The organism is Mycobacterium sp. PDNC021 (assembly GCF_048282635.1).
Taxonomy (GTDB): Bacteria; Actinomycetota; Actinomycetes; order Mycobacteriales; family Mycobacteriaceae; genus Mycobacterium; species Mycobacterium llatzerense.
This window is the reverse complement of the sequence record NZ_CP182502.1, coordinates 4,743,577-4,760,322: the sequence shown is the minus strand read 5'-3', so window position 1 is coordinate 4,760,322 and position 16,746 is coordinate 4,743,577. Positions and strand designations below refer to the sequence as shown.

11 protein-coding genes and 2 pseudogenes are annotated in these 16,746 nt (G+C 61.3%); 4 read left to right on the top strand and 9 right to left on the bottom strand.

The annotated features are described in order from the left end of the window. Positions 1-4 precede the first annotated feature (4 nt). The 4 genes from ACNO8X_RS22770 (at position 5) to ACNO8X_RS22755 (ending at position 3,381) form a co-directional block, all read left to right on the top strand. Entirely contained in the window at positions 5-946 is a 942-nt protein-coding gene (locus tag ACNO8X_RS22770; RefSeq protein WP_418002824.1) for an MlaD family protein, read from the top strand. Beyond that, on the top strand, positions 943-1,899 hold the full coding sequence (locus tag ACNO8X_RS22765; protein ID WP_418002823.1) for an MlaD family protein: 957 nt from the start codon (positions 943-945) through the stop codon (positions 1,897-1,899). Before ACNO8X_RS22770 ends, ACNO8X_RS22765 begins: the two co-directional genes overlap by 4 nt. A 443-nt stretch (positions 1,900-2,342) precedes the next feature. Beyond that, positions 2,343-3,050, top strand: coding sequence for a Crp/Fnr family transcriptional regulator (locus ACNO8X_RS22760; protein ID WP_418006005.1), 708 nt, complete (start codon positions 2,343-2,345; stop codon positions 3,048-3,050). Positions 3,051-3,129: 79 nt separating this feature from the next. After that, positions 3,130-3,381, top strand: a complete 252-nt coding sequence (locus ACNO8X_RS22755; RefSeq protein ID WP_418002822.1) for a hypothetical protein — start codon at positions 3,130-3,132, stop codon at positions 3,379-3,381. A 1,502-nt stretch (positions 3,382-4,883) separates the two neighbouring features. On the opposite strand, the pseudogene ACNO8X_RS22750 reads toward ACNO8X_RS22755, so the two are convergent. From ACNO8X_RS22750 to ACNO8X_RS22710, 9 genes and pseudogenes are all read right to left on the bottom strand, one after another. Beyond that, a pseudogene (locus ACNO8X_RS22750) lies at positions 4,884-6,135 on the bottom strand (IS3 family transposase). 316 nt (positions 6,136-6,451) lie between these two features. After that, a pseudogene (locus tag ACNO8X_RS22745) lies at positions 6,452-7,123 on the bottom strand (AMP-binding enzyme); the annotation flags it as partial. A 472-nt stretch (positions 7,124-7,595) separates the two neighbouring features. After that, positions 7,596-8,522, bottom strand: coding sequence for a DNA-binding protein WhiA (gene whiA, locus ACNO8X_RS22740; protein WP_418002821.1), 927 nt, complete (start codon positions 8,520-8,522; stop codon positions 7,596-7,598). Positions 8,523-9,621: 1,099 nt separating this feature from the next. Continuing rightward, positions 9,622-10,209, bottom strand: coding sequence for an APA family fibronectin-binding glycoprotein (locus ACNO8X_RS22735; protein ID WP_418002820.1), 588 nt, complete (start codon positions 10,207-10,209; stop codon positions 9,622-9,624). 87 nt (positions 10,210-10,296) lie between these two features. Further along, a complete protein-coding gene (locus ACNO8X_RS22730) occupies positions 10,297-10,968 on the bottom strand; it encodes a hypothetical protein (RefSeq protein ID WP_418002819.1) in 672 nt (223 codons plus the stop codon). A gap of 160 nt (positions 10,969-11,128) precedes the next feature. After that, complete coding sequence (locus tag ACNO8X_RS22725; RefSeq protein ID WP_418002818.1) at positions 11,129-12,418, bottom strand: oxygenase MpaB family protein; 1,290 nt, start codon at positions 12,416-12,418, stop codon at positions 11,129-11,131. Between the two features lie 164 nt (positions 12,419-12,582). Next, positions 12,583-13,074, bottom strand: a complete 492-nt coding sequence (locus ACNO8X_RS22720; RefSeq protein WP_418002817.1) for a hypothetical protein — start codon at positions 13,072-13,074, stop codon at positions 12,583-12,585. Next, positions 13,071-16,115, bottom strand: coding sequence for an RND family transporter (locus ACNO8X_RS22715; RefSeq protein ID WP_418006004.1), 3,045 nt, complete (start codon positions 16,113-16,115; stop codon positions 13,071-13,073). The genes ACNO8X_RS22720 and ACNO8X_RS22715 overlap by 4 nt, the downstream gene beginning before the upstream one ends. Positions 16,116-16,146: 31 nt before the next feature. Beyond that, positions 16,147-16,722 (bottom strand): hypothetical protein, encoded by a 576-nt coding sequence (locus ACNO8X_RS22710; RefSeq protein WP_418002816.1) that lies wholly within the window; start codon positions 16,720-16,722, stop codon positions 16,147-16,149. Between the last annotated feature and the right edge of the window lie 24 nt (positions 16,723-16,746).

The following is a 16,746-nucleotide window of genomic DNA, read 5'->3' as shown; positions in this document are numbered from 1 at the left end:
CGCCGTGATCGCATTCTCCGTCTCTGGCTGCGGGCTCAACCCCGTCAAGATGCAACCGCCCGCCATCGGCGGGCCTCCGACGTTCCAGGTGGTGATTGACTTCAGCAGCGCGCTGAACCTGCCGGCGGGCGCGAAGGTTACCTACGAAGGCGACAATGTCGGATCGGTGCGATCGGTCGTTCTCCAAGCTGGCGTGGTTGCCGTCACAGCGAATCTGGATTCGCAGGCGCGAATACCTGCGGCCAGCACAGCGGCCATCGTGCAGGACACAGTGCTGGGAGATTCGTATGTGAGCCTCAGCAGACCCGCGGGTGGAGAAGCCGGGCCTTCCCTGGCGGAAGGCGCGCGGATCCCTGTCAGCCGTAGTCGACCGCCTGCCTCGATCGAGGACATGATGACGAGCCTTTCGTCGTTCATCGGCAGCGGCTCGATCCAGCGTCTGCAGAAGGTGGTACGAAACGTCAATGCCGCGATGCCGCAGACCACCGGCGAGGCCCGCAATACCGCCGCGACCCTCGCGCGCGATCTGCGCAGTCTTGCGACCAACAGTGCCGAGGTCGATCGCAGCATCGATACGCTCGGTGCGCTGGCCGCCAGTTTGAACAACCAGGCCGGAGTTCTCGATGATTTCCTGACGCCGGTCTCTGCGGACTTCTGGACCAAGTTCTGGACGGCGATCAGCAGTGTGGTCCGCACGCTCGGCGGCTTGGGCGATATCGTCCGGAAGGGCGCGTGGCTGGTTCCATTCCTGGATTCGGTATCCACGGCGTTCGAGCAGACCGGCCCTCCCGGCGGAGGCTCCACAATTGACACGTTTACCAACCAAACCTTGCTGCCCTTCCTATTCGACCCGCGGGTCGAGATCACCGAGGTAACCACACCGGACGGCACCAACCGTACCGCTGAAACCAGGCAGGTAATGGCCAGGTTAGGAGCCCTGCGGTGATCCGCAACGTGGTCTCGATCTCCGCTCTGCTCACCCTGTTGGTGGCATCGATAGTGCTCATCGGGCGGCAAGGAGTTCCCTTATTAGCATCGGATGACGGCCAGCAGCGAGTCACCCTTCAGGTGCGCGACTCGGCCGGACTGATCCCGGATTCACGGGTGCTGCTGCGCGGCGTGCCAATCGGCAAGGTCACCGCCGTCAATGCGGACGCTCACGGTGTCGCGGTGGAGTTCGCCTACCCAGCCACGGTTCATGTACCCGTGGACAGTGAGTTCCGTATCGAGAACCTTTCCGCTCTCGGCGAGACCTATCTGTCCATCAATCCTGCCGCTGAGGGAGGCGCGCTATTGGCCGATAAGCAACAATTGGCCGCGGAACCCGGAACTGTCGCTGGGACCATTGGCGAGGCGGCGGTTGCGCTGACCCAGCTTCTCGGCGGCCTGAATCCGGACCTGGTCCGCGGCATCGTTGGCGAGCTCAATACTGCACTCTCGGATGATTGGGCGGCGCCCGTGCTGGCCGACGCGACCAGCAATTTCAAAGCCCTCGTCACCGCACGCAAGGATGACCTACGTGACGTTCTTGTTCTTAGCCAAAGCTTGTTGGATAAGCGTGACGTCCTCGCACCGTCGCTCACGGAATTCCGACGAGTCGCCCCCAACTTCTTCGAGAACTTGCAGACAGTGGTGGAAGGCGCCCTCGTCCTGCTTTTCGAGACCGGCAAGTATCCCGACGACATCAAAAACGGGGCCAGTCCGGTGCTGGGACGTCTGAGGCAGTTCGTGACGGATATCGGCCCCGACCTGTATAACCTTACCGAGCCGCTGCTACCACCGCTACAGGCCACTGCGGCGGCATTGACGACTTTTGACACCAGTCGGTTGCTAGACAGCGCTATCGATTCGATCTCGACGCCCGGTGCGTTCACTGTGCATGTGGTTCAGAGTCGATAGCGGAGCGGATGCGTCTGCTGTACGAACAGGTGATAGCTCTGGCGTGCCCCGCCTCAAGGGTTCCAATTTTAGTGACAAACACACTGACTCGGCTTGATGAAATGCGCCAGGCATGCGCGCAGCGAATGAGACTAACTGATGTGTCCCAGCCGCTCCGAGCAGCAGTTATGCCAGTTGGGGCGCGATCTCGCCGCGTGCGGCGGGATCGATGTGCGGTTCAAAGGGGAAGTAGGGACAAAGCCCGTTCGCTGTGGTGAGTCATGTGTAAACGGCCTTAACGCGGCTCTACTGCCGTCCCTTTGGTTCGGCCTAGGTGCCGGGGCACCTAGGCCCGGGAGATTGGTGTTGTGAAGATTTTGGAAGGTAGTCGATACGCCGGCGCCGGAGCCGTTCGTTCAACGCCGGATCGTTCATGCCGACAAGGCCTTTCGCCATATGAGGCATTGTTGCGCGACAGTATCTTTGGCGACGCTGCTCCGAGTGTTGTGGCAGCCGTGGCTGTGCATCTGCAGCCGGTGTGGTATCGCCAACGTCGCCGGGTGTTTAGCGAAGGTGACACTGGTGATTGCCTCTATATCATCGGTGCGGGCAAGGTGAAAGTCAGCCGCACGTCAGGCGGCCAGGACAGGGCTATCAGTCTGTTAGGTCCGGGGGAGGTGTTCGGTGAGCTGGCGGTGTACGACCCGGGGCCGCGGGCGTCCACCGTGGCGACGCTGACTGAAGTGCAGGCGCTGATACTGACCGCTGACGCCTTGCGCTCGTGCATCGCCGACCATCCGGAGATCACCGTTCAGCTGTTTCGTTTGCTGGCAGACCGTCTGCGGCGCACCAATGACGTGGTCTGCGATCAAGTTTTCACCGATGCCCCGGGACGTGTCGCTGCCACGCTGCTGGACCTGGCCCGCCGATTTGGCAGCCCACACAACGGGGTGATGCGCGTGGCCCACGGGCTGAGCACTAGCGAGCTTGGTCAGCTGGCCGGCACTAGTCGTGAATCGATGAGCAAGGCGCTCTCAGCGTTCGCCGATCGTGGGTGGGTGCGGCAGCACTCCAAGGTGATCGATATCTGCGACCCGGCGGCCTTGGCCCAGCGCGGTTCTAAGCTACACGGGCCTGCGCGCAGCGGATTGAGAGGGGCGGGGTGTCGTTGACCAGTGACGGTGACGTCGCGTGGGCCTCGGTGGAATGCATCGATTCGCACTTGACGACCGAACGCGTACTAACGCGTATGTGGTCTTGGGTGTCGGCGAATTCGACTCCGCGATTCAGGCGGCGATGACGATCGTCGAACGCGAGCGGCTCACGTTGCCCGTTAACCTCATCGAGCGACTCTCGACGTGGTGTGCGTTGCGCCATCCCGATGGCCCGGCATCCGAGCGCGTGGCGCGTCCGGATCAATTTGTTGCCCTGGTGGTGAGCTTGTCGCGCAGAACGCTGGCATCAGTGGGCGTCCTGCCTGCGGTACGGGGCGCGGTTCGATGAGTTGTTCCTGCGTCGGGCTGGAGACAATCTCGCAGGGGAGGATTCGGTACATGTGTGGCGGTCGTCGGCCTATTCGACTGTTGGCCGCGGTGTCAGCGATGTTCGCTGTATCTGTCGTTGGATGCGTATCCGTATCAGGTGCTGTGCTCCTGATAATGGTCAGCGCCGGTGGTGTATCTGCCGACATCGTTGGCGCGGCCCATGCCTGAGGCTCCGTGGCGGGTGAATCCGATTGGGGGAGCAGAGGTTTCTTCGACCACCCCGCGAAGCCAGGCCGCCGACATGAAACAACCCCTGGCGGCAGCGCGGGATTATCGACGTTCACCGTGCCGATGTGGGCCAAAGACGGTATCTACTTCCCGACAACCCGGTCCTCCAGAAGGATCGCACTGCACCTCCCCGCACAGTTCACGCTGCAGCCGGCAGCATGGTCGGGGTGACGCCGGAGCGACCTAAGGCTCCAATAACGTTGACTATCAGGTTCTTCCGTTCGCCGGCGGTGGCGGCGACATCGCCGTTCATCGCAGAACCATCTTCTCGCCGTCGGACCTGCAAACCGGCGTCATAGTGCCAGATGACCCCTACATAGCGCTGGTGGCACGACGGTTTGGGCATTCCGGAGCCGTCCGGGTCGGGGTGCCTTCTCGAAAGGAGAACTGGAATAACATGTTTAGCCGTCTACTGTCGCTCGGCCGTGCCACCTTGGTCCTCGGCGGCGCTGCCGCGATCCTCGGCACGTTGCTAGCTATGGCGATCCCTGTGCACCTGGGATATGTGGATCGGGCTGGATCTCGAATTCCGTGTGGAACTGGCTTTCACTCACGCTTGGACGTAGCCCGGGAACAAGACCAGCTCAATTTCCTGCAGCACAACAGCGACGGGTCCATGTTCTTGACGAGCGATTATGTCGAGCAGTGCCAATCGACATTGTCTGACCGTCGATCGACCGCGCTGCCGTTTGGCGCCGGTGGCGCTGTGGCACTTATCGCCGGTGCTGGTTTTTGGCGCCACCGGCGTGCCGACTTGGGACATCGCGTTGCCGCAGCGTCCGTGGTCACAACAGTCGATCACGCTAGTGTCCTGAGTCATAATTCGAGTGCAATCGTTGCCGATGCTGGCCAGGATTTGGGCGGCGAGCGTTGGAGCGCGTCCACCAGACCGCTGCCCCGGTGACGCGCGAGGATCTCTGTCAGTTCGCGTCCAGGCCTCGGAGCTCAGCGATCACCATCGGTTCGCCCAGCTGGTACGCGCCCGCGTCAACAACACCGTGCGCACCGCCGCGATCAGCGTGGGCTGTACTCGTACCACGGCGCCGGAACCAGAGGGCGCCGCAGCGCTCACCACGCTGCTCGCTGAAGCAAACAGCCTGCTCGCTTTGATTATCTGTGGGCACTGCAGGGGCGTACTCGACTGTGTCCCACGGTGGCATTCGGAAGTTGAGGGACCGTCGAAGGCCACCTGGTAGCGCCTGACGTTGAACCGTCCCGGGTTTGATGCCGGCTTCATGTTTGAGACATCGCCGGCTGGGACGTCGGTAGTTGAGCGTAGTAGGCGCTCTCGTACTCAGCGGGTGGGACGTAGTCCAGCAGGCTGTGCAGGCGGCGGTTGTTGTACCAGTCGACCCATTCCATGACCGGGTACTCGACATCGTCGAGGGTGCGCAGCGGTCCGGTGCGGAACGGGCTGTCGGGTCCGAGGGCTTCGGTCTTGAACAATCCCATCGTCGTCTCGGCCAACGCGTTATCGTAGGCATCCCCGACACTGCCGATCGATGCTGCGATCCCTTCCAGCACAAGAGTTTCCGCGAAGGTGATCGACGTATATTGCGATCCTGCGTCGCTGTGATGGATCAGCCCATCGGCAACGGCCTGCCCGTGGTGATCACGGCGCCACAACGCCATCTTCAACGCCGTGGTGACCATCGCCGTGTCTTTGACCGCACAGGCCTGCCAGCCGACAATCAACCGGGAGAAACAGTCGATCACCAACGTCACATACACGAACCCCGACCAGGTCGGGACGTAAGTAAAGTCGTTGACCCACTTACGGTTTGGTGCATTGGCGGTGAAATCGCGGTCCAGCAGATCCGGTGCCCGCGTGGCGTTCTTGTCCGCGATGGTCGTGCGGTGCCGGCGGCCCCGCAGGATGCCGGACAGGCCTTCATCGCGTATCAGCCGGTCCACGGTGCAGCGGGCCACGTCGATGCCTCGACGGCGCAGATGGGCGGTCATCTTGCGCCGCCCATACATGCCCTCGGGAGTGTCGATGGTGGCCAGCAGCACGTCGGTGAGCTGCGCATCAGCGACGGTGCGAGCCGAGGGTTCGGCCATTTTCCAGTTGCGGTAGGTCCGTGGGACAACCTGCACACCCAGCTCACACGGGTTGCGCAGATCGACTCGACCCGGTGGCCGGCCGCCCTCATCTGGTCGATGAATCCGCAGATCAGCGGCGGCGCGGGTCGAGTTCGCGCGCGAAGAAAATCGAGGCCGACTTCAGAATCTCGTTGGCCTCTCTGAGATCCCGCACCTCCCGCTCAAAGTCTTTATTCCGCTGCGCCACCACGGAGCTGACACCGGGACACTGGTCCTGATCAATCTGGGCCCGCAACACCCAGCGGCGTAACGACTCCACACCCACCCCGACCTTCGGGCCGATCGCCTGGCACGCGGCATACACCGACCGATACTCACCGAGATGATCGAGCACCATCTTCACCGCACGCCCACGCTGCTCGACCGGGTAATGCTTGGGCACAATCGCCATCCTTCTCACAGAAGGAAGCGGTGGCAAACCCAGGACGGTTCAGTAATGAGCTTGGCCGCCTTGGGGCGTCGAGCAAACAACTCGGCCTTCCAGTGCACGACAGTGGCTCGGTAGTCGAGCTTGCCGCTGCGAGTCGCGGCGTTGCGACGCAACATCTCTGGAGATCATCGACCCCGTCGCCTCGGGACCTTGAGCGCGTCACAGACCGGTTGTCGACTACCGGCTGGCCGGTAGTCGACACTTTCCGAGTGTCTCTTTTCTAGGATCAGACTGGCCATATCACGGCCCAACAAATGACTTGGCGTCTCTAAAGGGTGCGGTCGTCGATGAGTTGTTGTCGTAATACTTTTCCGTTGGGGTTGCGGGGGATTTCGTCGACGACTGTGAAGCGTTTGGGGATCTTGTAGCGCTCCAGGGTAGTGCGCAGGAACGCCCTCAACTCATCGGTGTCGATGGTGGCTTCTGGTCGGGTGACCAGGAAGGCGTTGAGCACTTGTCCGAAGTCGGGATCGTCGACTCCGACGACGACCGCGTCGGTTATGGCGGAGTGTTCGGACAGGGCGTCTTCGACTTCGCCGGGGAACACGTTTTCCCCGCCGGAGACGATCATGTCGTCGGAACGCCCGGAGAGGAACAGTCGCCCGTGGGTGTCGAGGTAGCCGACGTCGCCGGTGTCGACGTAGCCGTCGAGCACCTTTTTCGCCGTCGCCGGCGCGGACGGGTCGGGGGTGTAACCCTCATACCCCAGCGGTCCGCGGACCAGGGTGCGGCCGGGGTGGCCGCGGTCGACGGGACGGTCGTGCTCGTCGAGGATGCGGATGGACACACCGAGCGCGAGAGTCCCGACGGTTCGGGGGTCGGCGTGCAGGTCGGCCGGAGTGCTGACCGACACCACCCCGGCCTCGGTGGATCCGTACCCGTTGATCAGGACCGGTCCGAACCGGGCGTTGAAGTCCCGGACTGTGGCGCTGGTGATGGGGTGGGGGTGGTTTGTCAAAACTGGCGGCGTGAAACCCAAGATCGATGCAGCGCCAAGGAAGTACACCCGGCTGACCTTCGCCGAATGTGTCGGCAAGCGGCAACCTGCCGTTCCTATCCTGGATCATGGCCGCGCACACGATGTCAGAAGCGGGACAAGTCGCCTCCCACAGTGCTTCGGCCGCTGTAGGCAGTTCAGACTCGATCACACCGCGAGTCGGTAGCGGTCGCGGTGACCTCGACGCTGTGAGCGATGCTGCTGGTGTCACTGGGCGGCGCCGGGGAACGTTTCGTGTCGGCGTTCCGGTCGCGCGTGGACTCGGCCAGCGGTGCGCGCAGGTCGGCGTTTGGGATCTGCGAGCACTGCATTAACCGTGCTCTGTGGATCGCCGTGGTGAAATATGCTGCTGTGCAGCATGTTCGAGACAAGGAGGTTCGGTCGTCCGCGCGTGCAGTCGCTGTGCGGCGAAGGCTCAACTGGCGTCCGAAACGGTGGCTCGTTGGACTTCCCGATCGGCCATTGTCAGCAGGCGCCGTAGTCGGCCGGCGATCGCGTGCTTGCTCAGGGGTGGCGCAGCCAGGCGGCCCAACTCATCCAAGGACAGGTCGGGGTTCTGGATACGCAGAACCGCGGCTTCGACGAGATTGTGAGGTGCCTTGTCCCCGAGGACGTGCAGGGCGTGTTCGGCGCGAATCGCGGTCTCCGTTGCCGACTCCTGCGCGCGACGGTGGTTGGAGTCAACTAGTGCCGCGCCGATGGCCTGTGGCGTGGCGCTATTGCGATGCACTTGCCAGGCCGCGCAGGTTTGTTGAGCACCAATGCGATTCAGCAACGTGGTGATCGTGTCCGCGTCACGCACCGTGATGCGGTCCGCACCCCGCACGTGGCGGGCCCTGACGTGCACGCCCAGTCTGCGGGCTGCTCCTGTCAATGCGGAGGCGGCTTCGATGCCGGGGCATTGCATTTCCAATCCCCGCGTGCGACCCGCTAACGACAGCGAGCCTCGGGCCAGGAATGCCCCGCGCCACATCGCTTCGGCTTCTGCCGTTCCGCCGCCTACGATCTGGGCCGGCATGCCGCGAACCGGGCGCCCGTAGCGATCGATCAACCCTGCCCAGCGGGCCACATCTTCAGCGTGGTGCGCAACGCGCACCATATAGCGACGACGCTCACCCACACCCGGAACAACCCGTATTTCGGCCGCGTACCCGCAGTCCGTGAGACCCCGGCAGACACGGTTGGCGGCCGATGCCCGGTCCAATTCGGCATCGATCACGACATGCCCTCGGGCGATGCGCAGCCCACCCGCGAACTGCAGTATCGCAGCCACCTCAGCCCTCCGCGCACTCGCCAGTTGCACGACCGTGTGGGCAAGTTCATCCTTGGCCCTCGGAGTCAACACACAAATCTCCCTCCGCTATGTTCTGGCTCGCCGCCGAGCGACACGTCGCGCCTGCCTTTCGTTTGACACCAACGAATCTCGGTCGTTCCTATCCCGGCGGTCACCGACCCAAGAAAAATCAGATGCACGCCTATTCGGCCCTGCTGTGTGGGGATTCTGCGGACCGCAGGATGTCTTCTTGAGCATTAGGTGGCAGGGTAAGCAACGCCGTGGTGATCCGGCGAACGTCGGGGTCGTGTGCCATTTCCAGCCAACACAATTCAGAGTCCAAGTACCCGGTGTAGCCGCCATCACCCTCGGTGAAATACTCGACGGACAAACCAAAGACCTCAGCGAGTTGGCGCAATGTGCTCACGCTAGGGTTCCCGCCGCTGCCGGTGCGTAGCTGGGACAGGTACGTTCCAGCCATCGTGTACCCACGGGCGCGGAGCACTTGTATGACCTCGGCGTCGCGGAGCGGGCCGCGGCCGGGGGTGGACGGATCGTGTCGAACAAGCGGTTGAGGCGCGCCGTGAAGCGGCCGGGATCGATCCAACCCGTGCGCTCACGAGGTAGCTGTCTACGATAAGGGGCGCTTACATGAGCGTTCAGTTTTGAGCCGCGTGCGTTACCGGCCGTCGGTGCAATGTCGGTCATCGTTTCGGGCCAGCCGACCCGCTCCGCGCGCCACGTGCTATGTCGATCGATCACCAGTCCCGCCGATTGATGCTTGTACACAATGATGTTCTTCCCTCCGGTGTCCACGCACTGACGTTCCCCCTTCTCGACGTAGATTGAGCCGCTCAACGGCAAGAAGTAGACGACCCGGGTCCGTGTTTGCAAACGCGATCTTCGGCAACCGCCACGATGTCTGTGGCTGCCAGTGGCGCATTTTCGCGCTCGGCTATCGCGCTCCGATCGAATGCGAACTGCTCTGTGCAGACACCTGTACCCGCCTGAAGTTAGCCATATTGAATGGAACTCAAACCGTGTGTGAGGTCAAATTGGCACCCTTCGGTGCAGCTGACTGACTAAGTGTGTTGCGCCGCGAAATGAAGAGGCTCGCAATGCCAGTCGCGGAATCGCGCGAATAGGGCCGACGGTGAGCGAATCGGATCTAGTAAGGTCGGATTGATTCGGCCAATGTCTGGGCAGCGGCCCGGTCGATTGGTGAGGATGCGGTACCGCGCCACAACGCAAAGACTCGGTTGATGTCGTATCCGACTACCGCCACCCACAGTTGACTGCTTTCCCTGCGGGGGTCATCGTATTTCGTTTCGTAGGATGCGGTGGCGGCCGGCATGCCGGCGACATCTAAAATTTGATCGTCGGAATTGATCCGGTTGCCCGGATACGGCATCAAGAATGTGCCCATATCCGAGGCCAGTCGAACAGCCGACTTTCGGTTGTCCGGATATGAGGGATATGTTCCGGCGAAAAGCTTCAAATCTAGCGGGCCTAATAGGATCACCGCGTCCGGGACCGACGGATTGGTCAGCAATGTACTGCCGTATGTCAGATGATCGCCGTCCGAGCGCGTCCACCCCTGCGGGACTACAAAACTGAACTTTCCCTTTGCGTCGTGGGTCCTTCCGAGCCCATCGGCTGGGTCTGCAGGAGTTGGCGGCTGAGCAGCGGCGCTCATCAACGTGACGACACTTGCGGCCGGACCAACAGAGTCTGCAGCCATTGGATGTGCAACCACAGCACCTCCTGCGGCTGTGATTGTCATAATTCCGGCCAGATTGGCAGTGAGACGAACACGCCGCATAGTACGCAATCGGAACCTGCCCTAGTTTCCGGCTTTAAGCGCTGAATCGAGCCCGCCAACATCCGTGATTGTCCAGTTGTCATTTTGGTTGACGGTGACGGTATAGGTCGCCGTTGACTGGATTCCGTTGGGCGCCTGAGTATTTTTTGTCATTACGCTCACGAAGCAGTTGACGACGAAGATCCCGTTGTGGTCGGAGCGGGTGGCGGCGGTGATGGGGGTGGGGGCGGAAGTCCACTGCAGGGGCACGATGATCTGTTCCATCGAGGCCGCCGCATCCTTGAGTTTCTTAGCTAGCTCCGGAGAAGTGTTGGCAGTCAGCTGCTTGGTCCAGCCGGGGATGTCCTTGAAGTCCATCTGCGCGGCCCCCTTCGCATAGCTCAAGGCGACCTCTTCGGCGTGGTGTCGGGAGGCCGCCGCGTCCTGCGCAGCAGCCAACTCGGATTTTGCGGCACGCTCGGATTGCACGCTGTGGTGCCACATCCAGCTTAGCCAGGCGCTGCCCGCCAGTGAGATCGCGAGCAGCACTGACATCACCACTACATCCCGCCGCACCGAGAGGGTCAGCTCTCGCCGAGACTCTCGGTCGGCAGGCGCGTCGCTGTCGAGCTGAATCGCGCTTCCGGCAGTCGCTCCATCCTCATCACCCGATAGGGTGACTGCGTCATTGCACACCGACGTGTCAGTTGCCACTAGGAACCTCCGCAAGATCCGTACTGGACAAAACTGTAGTTTTGTCTCGACTATGGTAGCCGGTAGAGGCTATATTCGCGAGGAAAACGACAGAGGATCGTTCAGGTATCACGATGTGCATCATGCGGCATGTTCGGGTGCGTTTTGGGAGTCGACGTGCCTAGTGGGCCACCGCCGGAGTCGTCCATTCCGCGTGATGCACCGGGCATCCCCGCTGGGCGCCGTTGCACACATCGCAGCTCTCGCCGTCAACGAGTCCCGTCGCCCCGCACTCTTCGCAATCTTCGAGTGTGCGCTCGCATTTGGCGCAGATTCCGCCCTCGGGTGCGGGGGTCAAAACTGCCGAGAGTAGACGACTATCTCCGAGCCGTACATTATTGGCGGCCTTGGCCTCCGATAATGCCTTGCGCGCTGATTCGAGGGTGATGTCGTCGGGGTGGATACCTTCACGTTGAAAAGCCTCAACAGCGAAGGGCGCATACCGATATTTCAGTGGTAGCCGATATTTCGCCCCGACCTTGTGTGCATGGCGCAGAACTGTCAGCAGTAGCCGGTACCGTCGCTGGTCTTTGGCGGTCCAGTATTCGGTTAACTTTAGCCGCTCCAGCAGCTCGGGTTCCATGTGCCCCATGGTGGTTATTCGTAGCATCGCGGCTATCGCCGGTGCCATCAATCGCATTGCGGGGCGCACCCTGGGCGTGGCCATGCGCACGAAGTAATCGGGGGTTTTCGCCGATCCGGTGGTGTATCGGGCGATTCCCGAATCGATGAGCTGGTTGGCCTTGACGTCGTCCAGGTATTCCTCGAACTGTGCATACGTGATTGGCTGGGCTCGATCGTCCACACCGTAGAGCGAGAACCAGAACTTGCTCTCCTCGAAGATCTGCTCCTTTTCCTCCTGGGATAAGGCAAACACACCGAGCTCACTGGTTCGATAGATCAGTTCGAAAAAGGTGACATGGGCCCAGTAGAAGGTCTCGGAGTCGAGGGCGTGATACCGGCGACCGTTGGGCATTTCACCCTTGATCGACTTGTGGAAGTTCCTGACCTGCACGCCGTACGTGGTGGCATGCTCTGGTGTTCCGTACAACACGCCGCCGATGGTTTTGAAGGTGTTGGCGGCCCGTTCCTGCAGTGCCCGAAAATCCCCCCTGGTCACCAGCACCGAGTGGTCAGAGACTCCTTGGCCGAGTTGGGGCCACATGGTCTCCAGGATTGCACCTCGTTGGCCGGTGACCAGCAGGGTAGACAGGGCGCCCATGTATTTCCAGAGCAGCGAGTTGGGCGGTACCGCATGTTGCACTCGGTCTTTCGGGCGCAGGCTGTCGTCGTGCGGGCGGTCGGGAACTATGGTGCCGGCACGGTAGCTGTTGTTCCCCACCTTTGTATCTGTCGCCACCAGGTCCGGGTTGTCACTAGGTGAATCAGGTCGAGCTATCAAGTCGGTCATCTACGGTCTCCTAGCAGTGAATTAGATTATCAAAAACATCTCATCCTTTTGACCATTCGTCAACCATTGATCCGCATGAGCTGCTATTTATGAGGAAATCATCTGTTGGGATGAGGCAATCGGCCAACGCTGATTCAGCTGTGGACCCGTGGTGATCTGAGGTTCTATGGCAATTCAGTGTTCCTGCGGCTCGCCTCGGTGGTGATGACCTCGTGCAGGCTCTCGAAACCAATCCGGTGCAGTTTCTTGAGCTGGCGCAGGATGGGGCCGGGTGTCAGCAGTGTCCTGAATTCGACCCATGTATCGACGGTGACGTGGCAACCCTCCGCCGCGGGGGTGACGTGAATATCGCAGCCGCTGGACTTGACCTGACGGCTGGAGGTGACACGCCATCGGCAGCTCGTATCGGTCCACTGGTACTCGGTGGTCATGTGGTCCTTCATGCCAAAGGCGGAGGTTGTGGTGCACACTTCGGCGGGCAGCCCGGAGGTGTCGCGTTTGGTGACGGTGGCGGTGATGTCGACGATCGCCCACGCCGGGAGGTAAGGCTTTGTCAGCGCCGGGAGCGCTTCAACGTCTTGCAGGATGCTGATTACCATGTCCGGCGGGACGGGCAGATGCCATTGGTACTGGTCGGATTTGGCGCGAGCCGTCATGGTCGGCCCCTTTCTGTGGTCGTGGCTTCTTCGGAGCGTGCTGGCCACCAGCTGAGCTGGCCGAATATCTTGGCCAGAGCGGGGACCATGAGAGTGCGCACCACAAAGGTGTCGAGCAGGATGCCAATGCCGATGATGAATCCGAGTTGGACCATCTGGTCGATGCTTGCCGACATCATGCCCAGTAGCGTGGCGGCGAAGACCAGGCCGGCGGATGTGATGACCGAACCCGTGTACCCGACTGTCCGCAAGATGCCCAGTCGGACGCCCAGGGTGCTCTCCTCGCGCAGGCGGGAGATGAAGAGCATGTTGTAGTCGGCGCCGACTGCTGCGATGAGCACGAATGTCATTGCGGGAATGGCCCATTGGATTTGAAGCCCGAGGACCTGCTGGAATACCAGCACGCCCAGGCCAAGGGCGGCGCCGTAAGTAAGGATGACGGTGCCCAGCAAGTAGATGGGGGCGACGACGGCGCGCAACAGCAGGCACATGACCACGAAGATGATCAGCAGCGCCACCACGACGATCTCGGCAAAGTCCTGGTTGAAGACGGTGTTGAGGTCGGCGTTCATGGCGGGGAACCCACCGATTGAGACGGTGGAGCCGGCCAGGCTGGTATTGGGTGTAGCTTCGGAGGCCACCCTCGCCATGGTTCTGCTCAGCGCCATGGCTTCTTCGCCGTAGGGGTTGAGGGTGGACTGAATCATGTACATGGCGGTGTGGCCGTCGTCCCGGATGAAGGCTTCGGCAGCGGTCTTGAAGTCCGGGTACTGCATGATCGCTGCGGGTAGGTAGAACCCGGACCCGTTCGGCGTACCGGCTTCCTTGCCGATCGTCTGCAGGTATGCGGCCGCTTCGGTCATGGCGGCCATCGAGTCACGCATTTGGGCGTTGAGCTCAGAGAGCTTGGTGCTGAGCCCTTTTGCGTTGGTGACGTCGACGCCGAGGGCCTGCAGCTCGCCAATGTATCCGTTGAACGTCTCGTACTGCCGCCGGTAGTCGGGGACCTTGTCGAGCATGCCGCGTACGCGGGTGAGTTGGCTGTTGACATCGTCGATCAAGGGTTCCAGCCGGGCTGACCCGGTCGTTTCTGCTGTAATGCTGAGCTTCCGTAGCTCGGTAGCGAGCCCGGTGTTCTTCAGTTCCATCAGCGTGACCAGTTGCGCCCGTAATCGATCGCAACTGGGGTTGTCGGCGCAGAGCGGTGAGTCGTTGAGTGCTTGGGCGGCCGGACCTGTCGACGTGAGAACCGAATCGAGTGCGTCGGACGCCTGTTGCAATGAGGGCCCGGCTTGCGTCAGTTGGTCGAACAATGGTGCCGATTTGCCGATTTGTTCGAGAACTTGCTGGTAGAGACCGGTTTGGTCGGTCATCTGCTGCGCCAATGCCATGGTCTGTGCAACAGATTTTTGGAGTCTTGGCAGATCGAGTGTGTTCAACTGCGACATCATCGCGGAGATGACGTCGGCGATCTTCTGCATCCGTTCCAGCTGCGGCTGCAGCTGGTGGTCCAGCTTCCCCGAGGTGGAGTGCATGCGGCTGCCCATGTATCCGATTTGCCAGGCGAGCGTGGCCTCGGTGATCTTGTTGCCGTCAGGCCGCGTGAGGCCGACGACCTTGTTGACACCGGGAAGCTGGGAGATTCGTGCCGCCATGTTGTCCAGGTCGGCCAGGCCTTGAGGAGTGCGCATGTCCGTCAGGGCATGCACCAGTACGTACTGAGGCATGGTGACGTCCGCTGGGAAATGTTCGGTGAGGATCTTCATGCCTTGAGCCGATGGCATGGAGGGCGGTATCGATGCGGTCATGTCGTAGCTGGGGCGAATGGTGATGGCCGACAGTGCTAGTCCGACCAGGATGACGGCGCTTGCGGCCAACACCGTTCGACTGCGCCGCACGACGAAGACTCCGATCCGACGCCAGGTGGCTCGGGTGCGGTCCGTGCCGGCAAGGCACAGGCCGCGGCGGGCCGCTAGATGCAACGTGGCGGGCAGCAGGGTGACCGCGACGAGGAATGCCACCACCACCGCGATGCATACGGCTGGGCCGACAGCGGCAAGGAACTGGAGCTTGGCCGTGAGTTGCGCGATGTTCGCGATAGCGACTGTTGCCGCAGCCGCGAGGATGACTCGGGCCATCGAGCCGCAGGAATGGGCCAGGGCATCGTCGACGGCTTCACCGGCCCGTAGCCGCTCGTGATACCGCCCTACCAGGAACATCGTGTAGTTAACACTGGCGCCCATGAGGACTGCCATCATCAGGGCGCCTGACACCGACGAGATGGGGATGATCCCTTCGCTAGCCAGTCCCGCAACGACGCCGCGGGCGACCAGGAGGCTGACCCCCATCACCACGAGCGGAAGTCCCGCCGTAAAAACCGATCTGAAGACGATCAGCAGGATGATTCCGACGACCACCACCGACACGACGCCGACCTTGGGTAGATCGTGAATTCCCATGAGTGCCAAGTCGTTCATGGTGGCGGACATGCCGGTCAGACGTGCCTCCACGGGTGATCCGGCAAACGTCTGGCGGACCAGATCATCCACCGAACGAAAGGAGCGTGCGGCTTCCGGTGAGCCGAGGTCGCCGCGAAGGCCGATGACGACGAACCAAGCCTTGCCGTCCGCGCTCATCACCTGACTGCGTGCCTGGGCGACTGCAGTCAATCTGGAGTCATTGAGGAGATCGCGGACGAAGGTGACGGACTGTGTGTTTCCGTGCAGTCTCTGGACCAGTGCCGCGTATCGTATTCTCGCCTCGTCATCGAAACCGTTGTCGCTCTTCATGATGATGACGATTGCGTTGTCGATGCCTGGTTGGCCGAACGATTTGGCCATTTCCTTCATCGACTTCAGTGCCGGGCTCACCGACTCACTGGGAAGTGGATTAACCGAACGCTCATTGGCTACGGTCTCTAGTTGTGGCCACCCCAGATTCGTGAGGGCAGCAATGCCAATCCAGAAGAGCGCGACCGCAATTGCATGTTTTGAGACGAACCGGCCCACATGTTCGAATGTCGGGCTGTATTGATGAGCTATCGCGGACCTCGCATTCCGTCGACGTGATGCACTATTTGTTAAAATTCTCGGTGCTATTTTCGAAAAAGGTTGGGATCGTAAATGTGGGAATGTTGGGTATACCAGGCACGCTGGCAATCGGCACGACGGTATATCGCAACGTCGGAAGGTCAGATGTCGAATCCTCGCTCAGTGTGATGATGTACTTCTGCCCCAGATAGACAGTCGTGCCTTGGAACTCGTGGCGGTCGTAACCGGATTCAATGAGAAGTTGATTCGCCCTGGGAATCGCTGCCTTGTCGATACCGCTCACCAGCAAGGTCTTCGCGTTACTTTCTGGGTTCGCCTCCAGAACATAGCGGCCGCCGACTACAGGAACATCGCTAGGGAATTCGCGTGGAACCGTGGATGAGCCAGTGCTGGACACGGCCGTCGGTGAGGTAACCGCTGGATACACCGTGGTTTCAACTTTGCCGCCAACAAAATCGTCGGACGAACATGCTGCGCAAACCGCGACCGCAGCTATCGAAATGATAGTCGGACTCAACCAGCGGGTTGTTTGGGTGGCGACAAGGGATTCGCAGCATTCAGGAGCGCGTATAGTCCAATTCTCACCGTTGAGAATCATTGCGATGTCCTCCAGAGCTGCGCG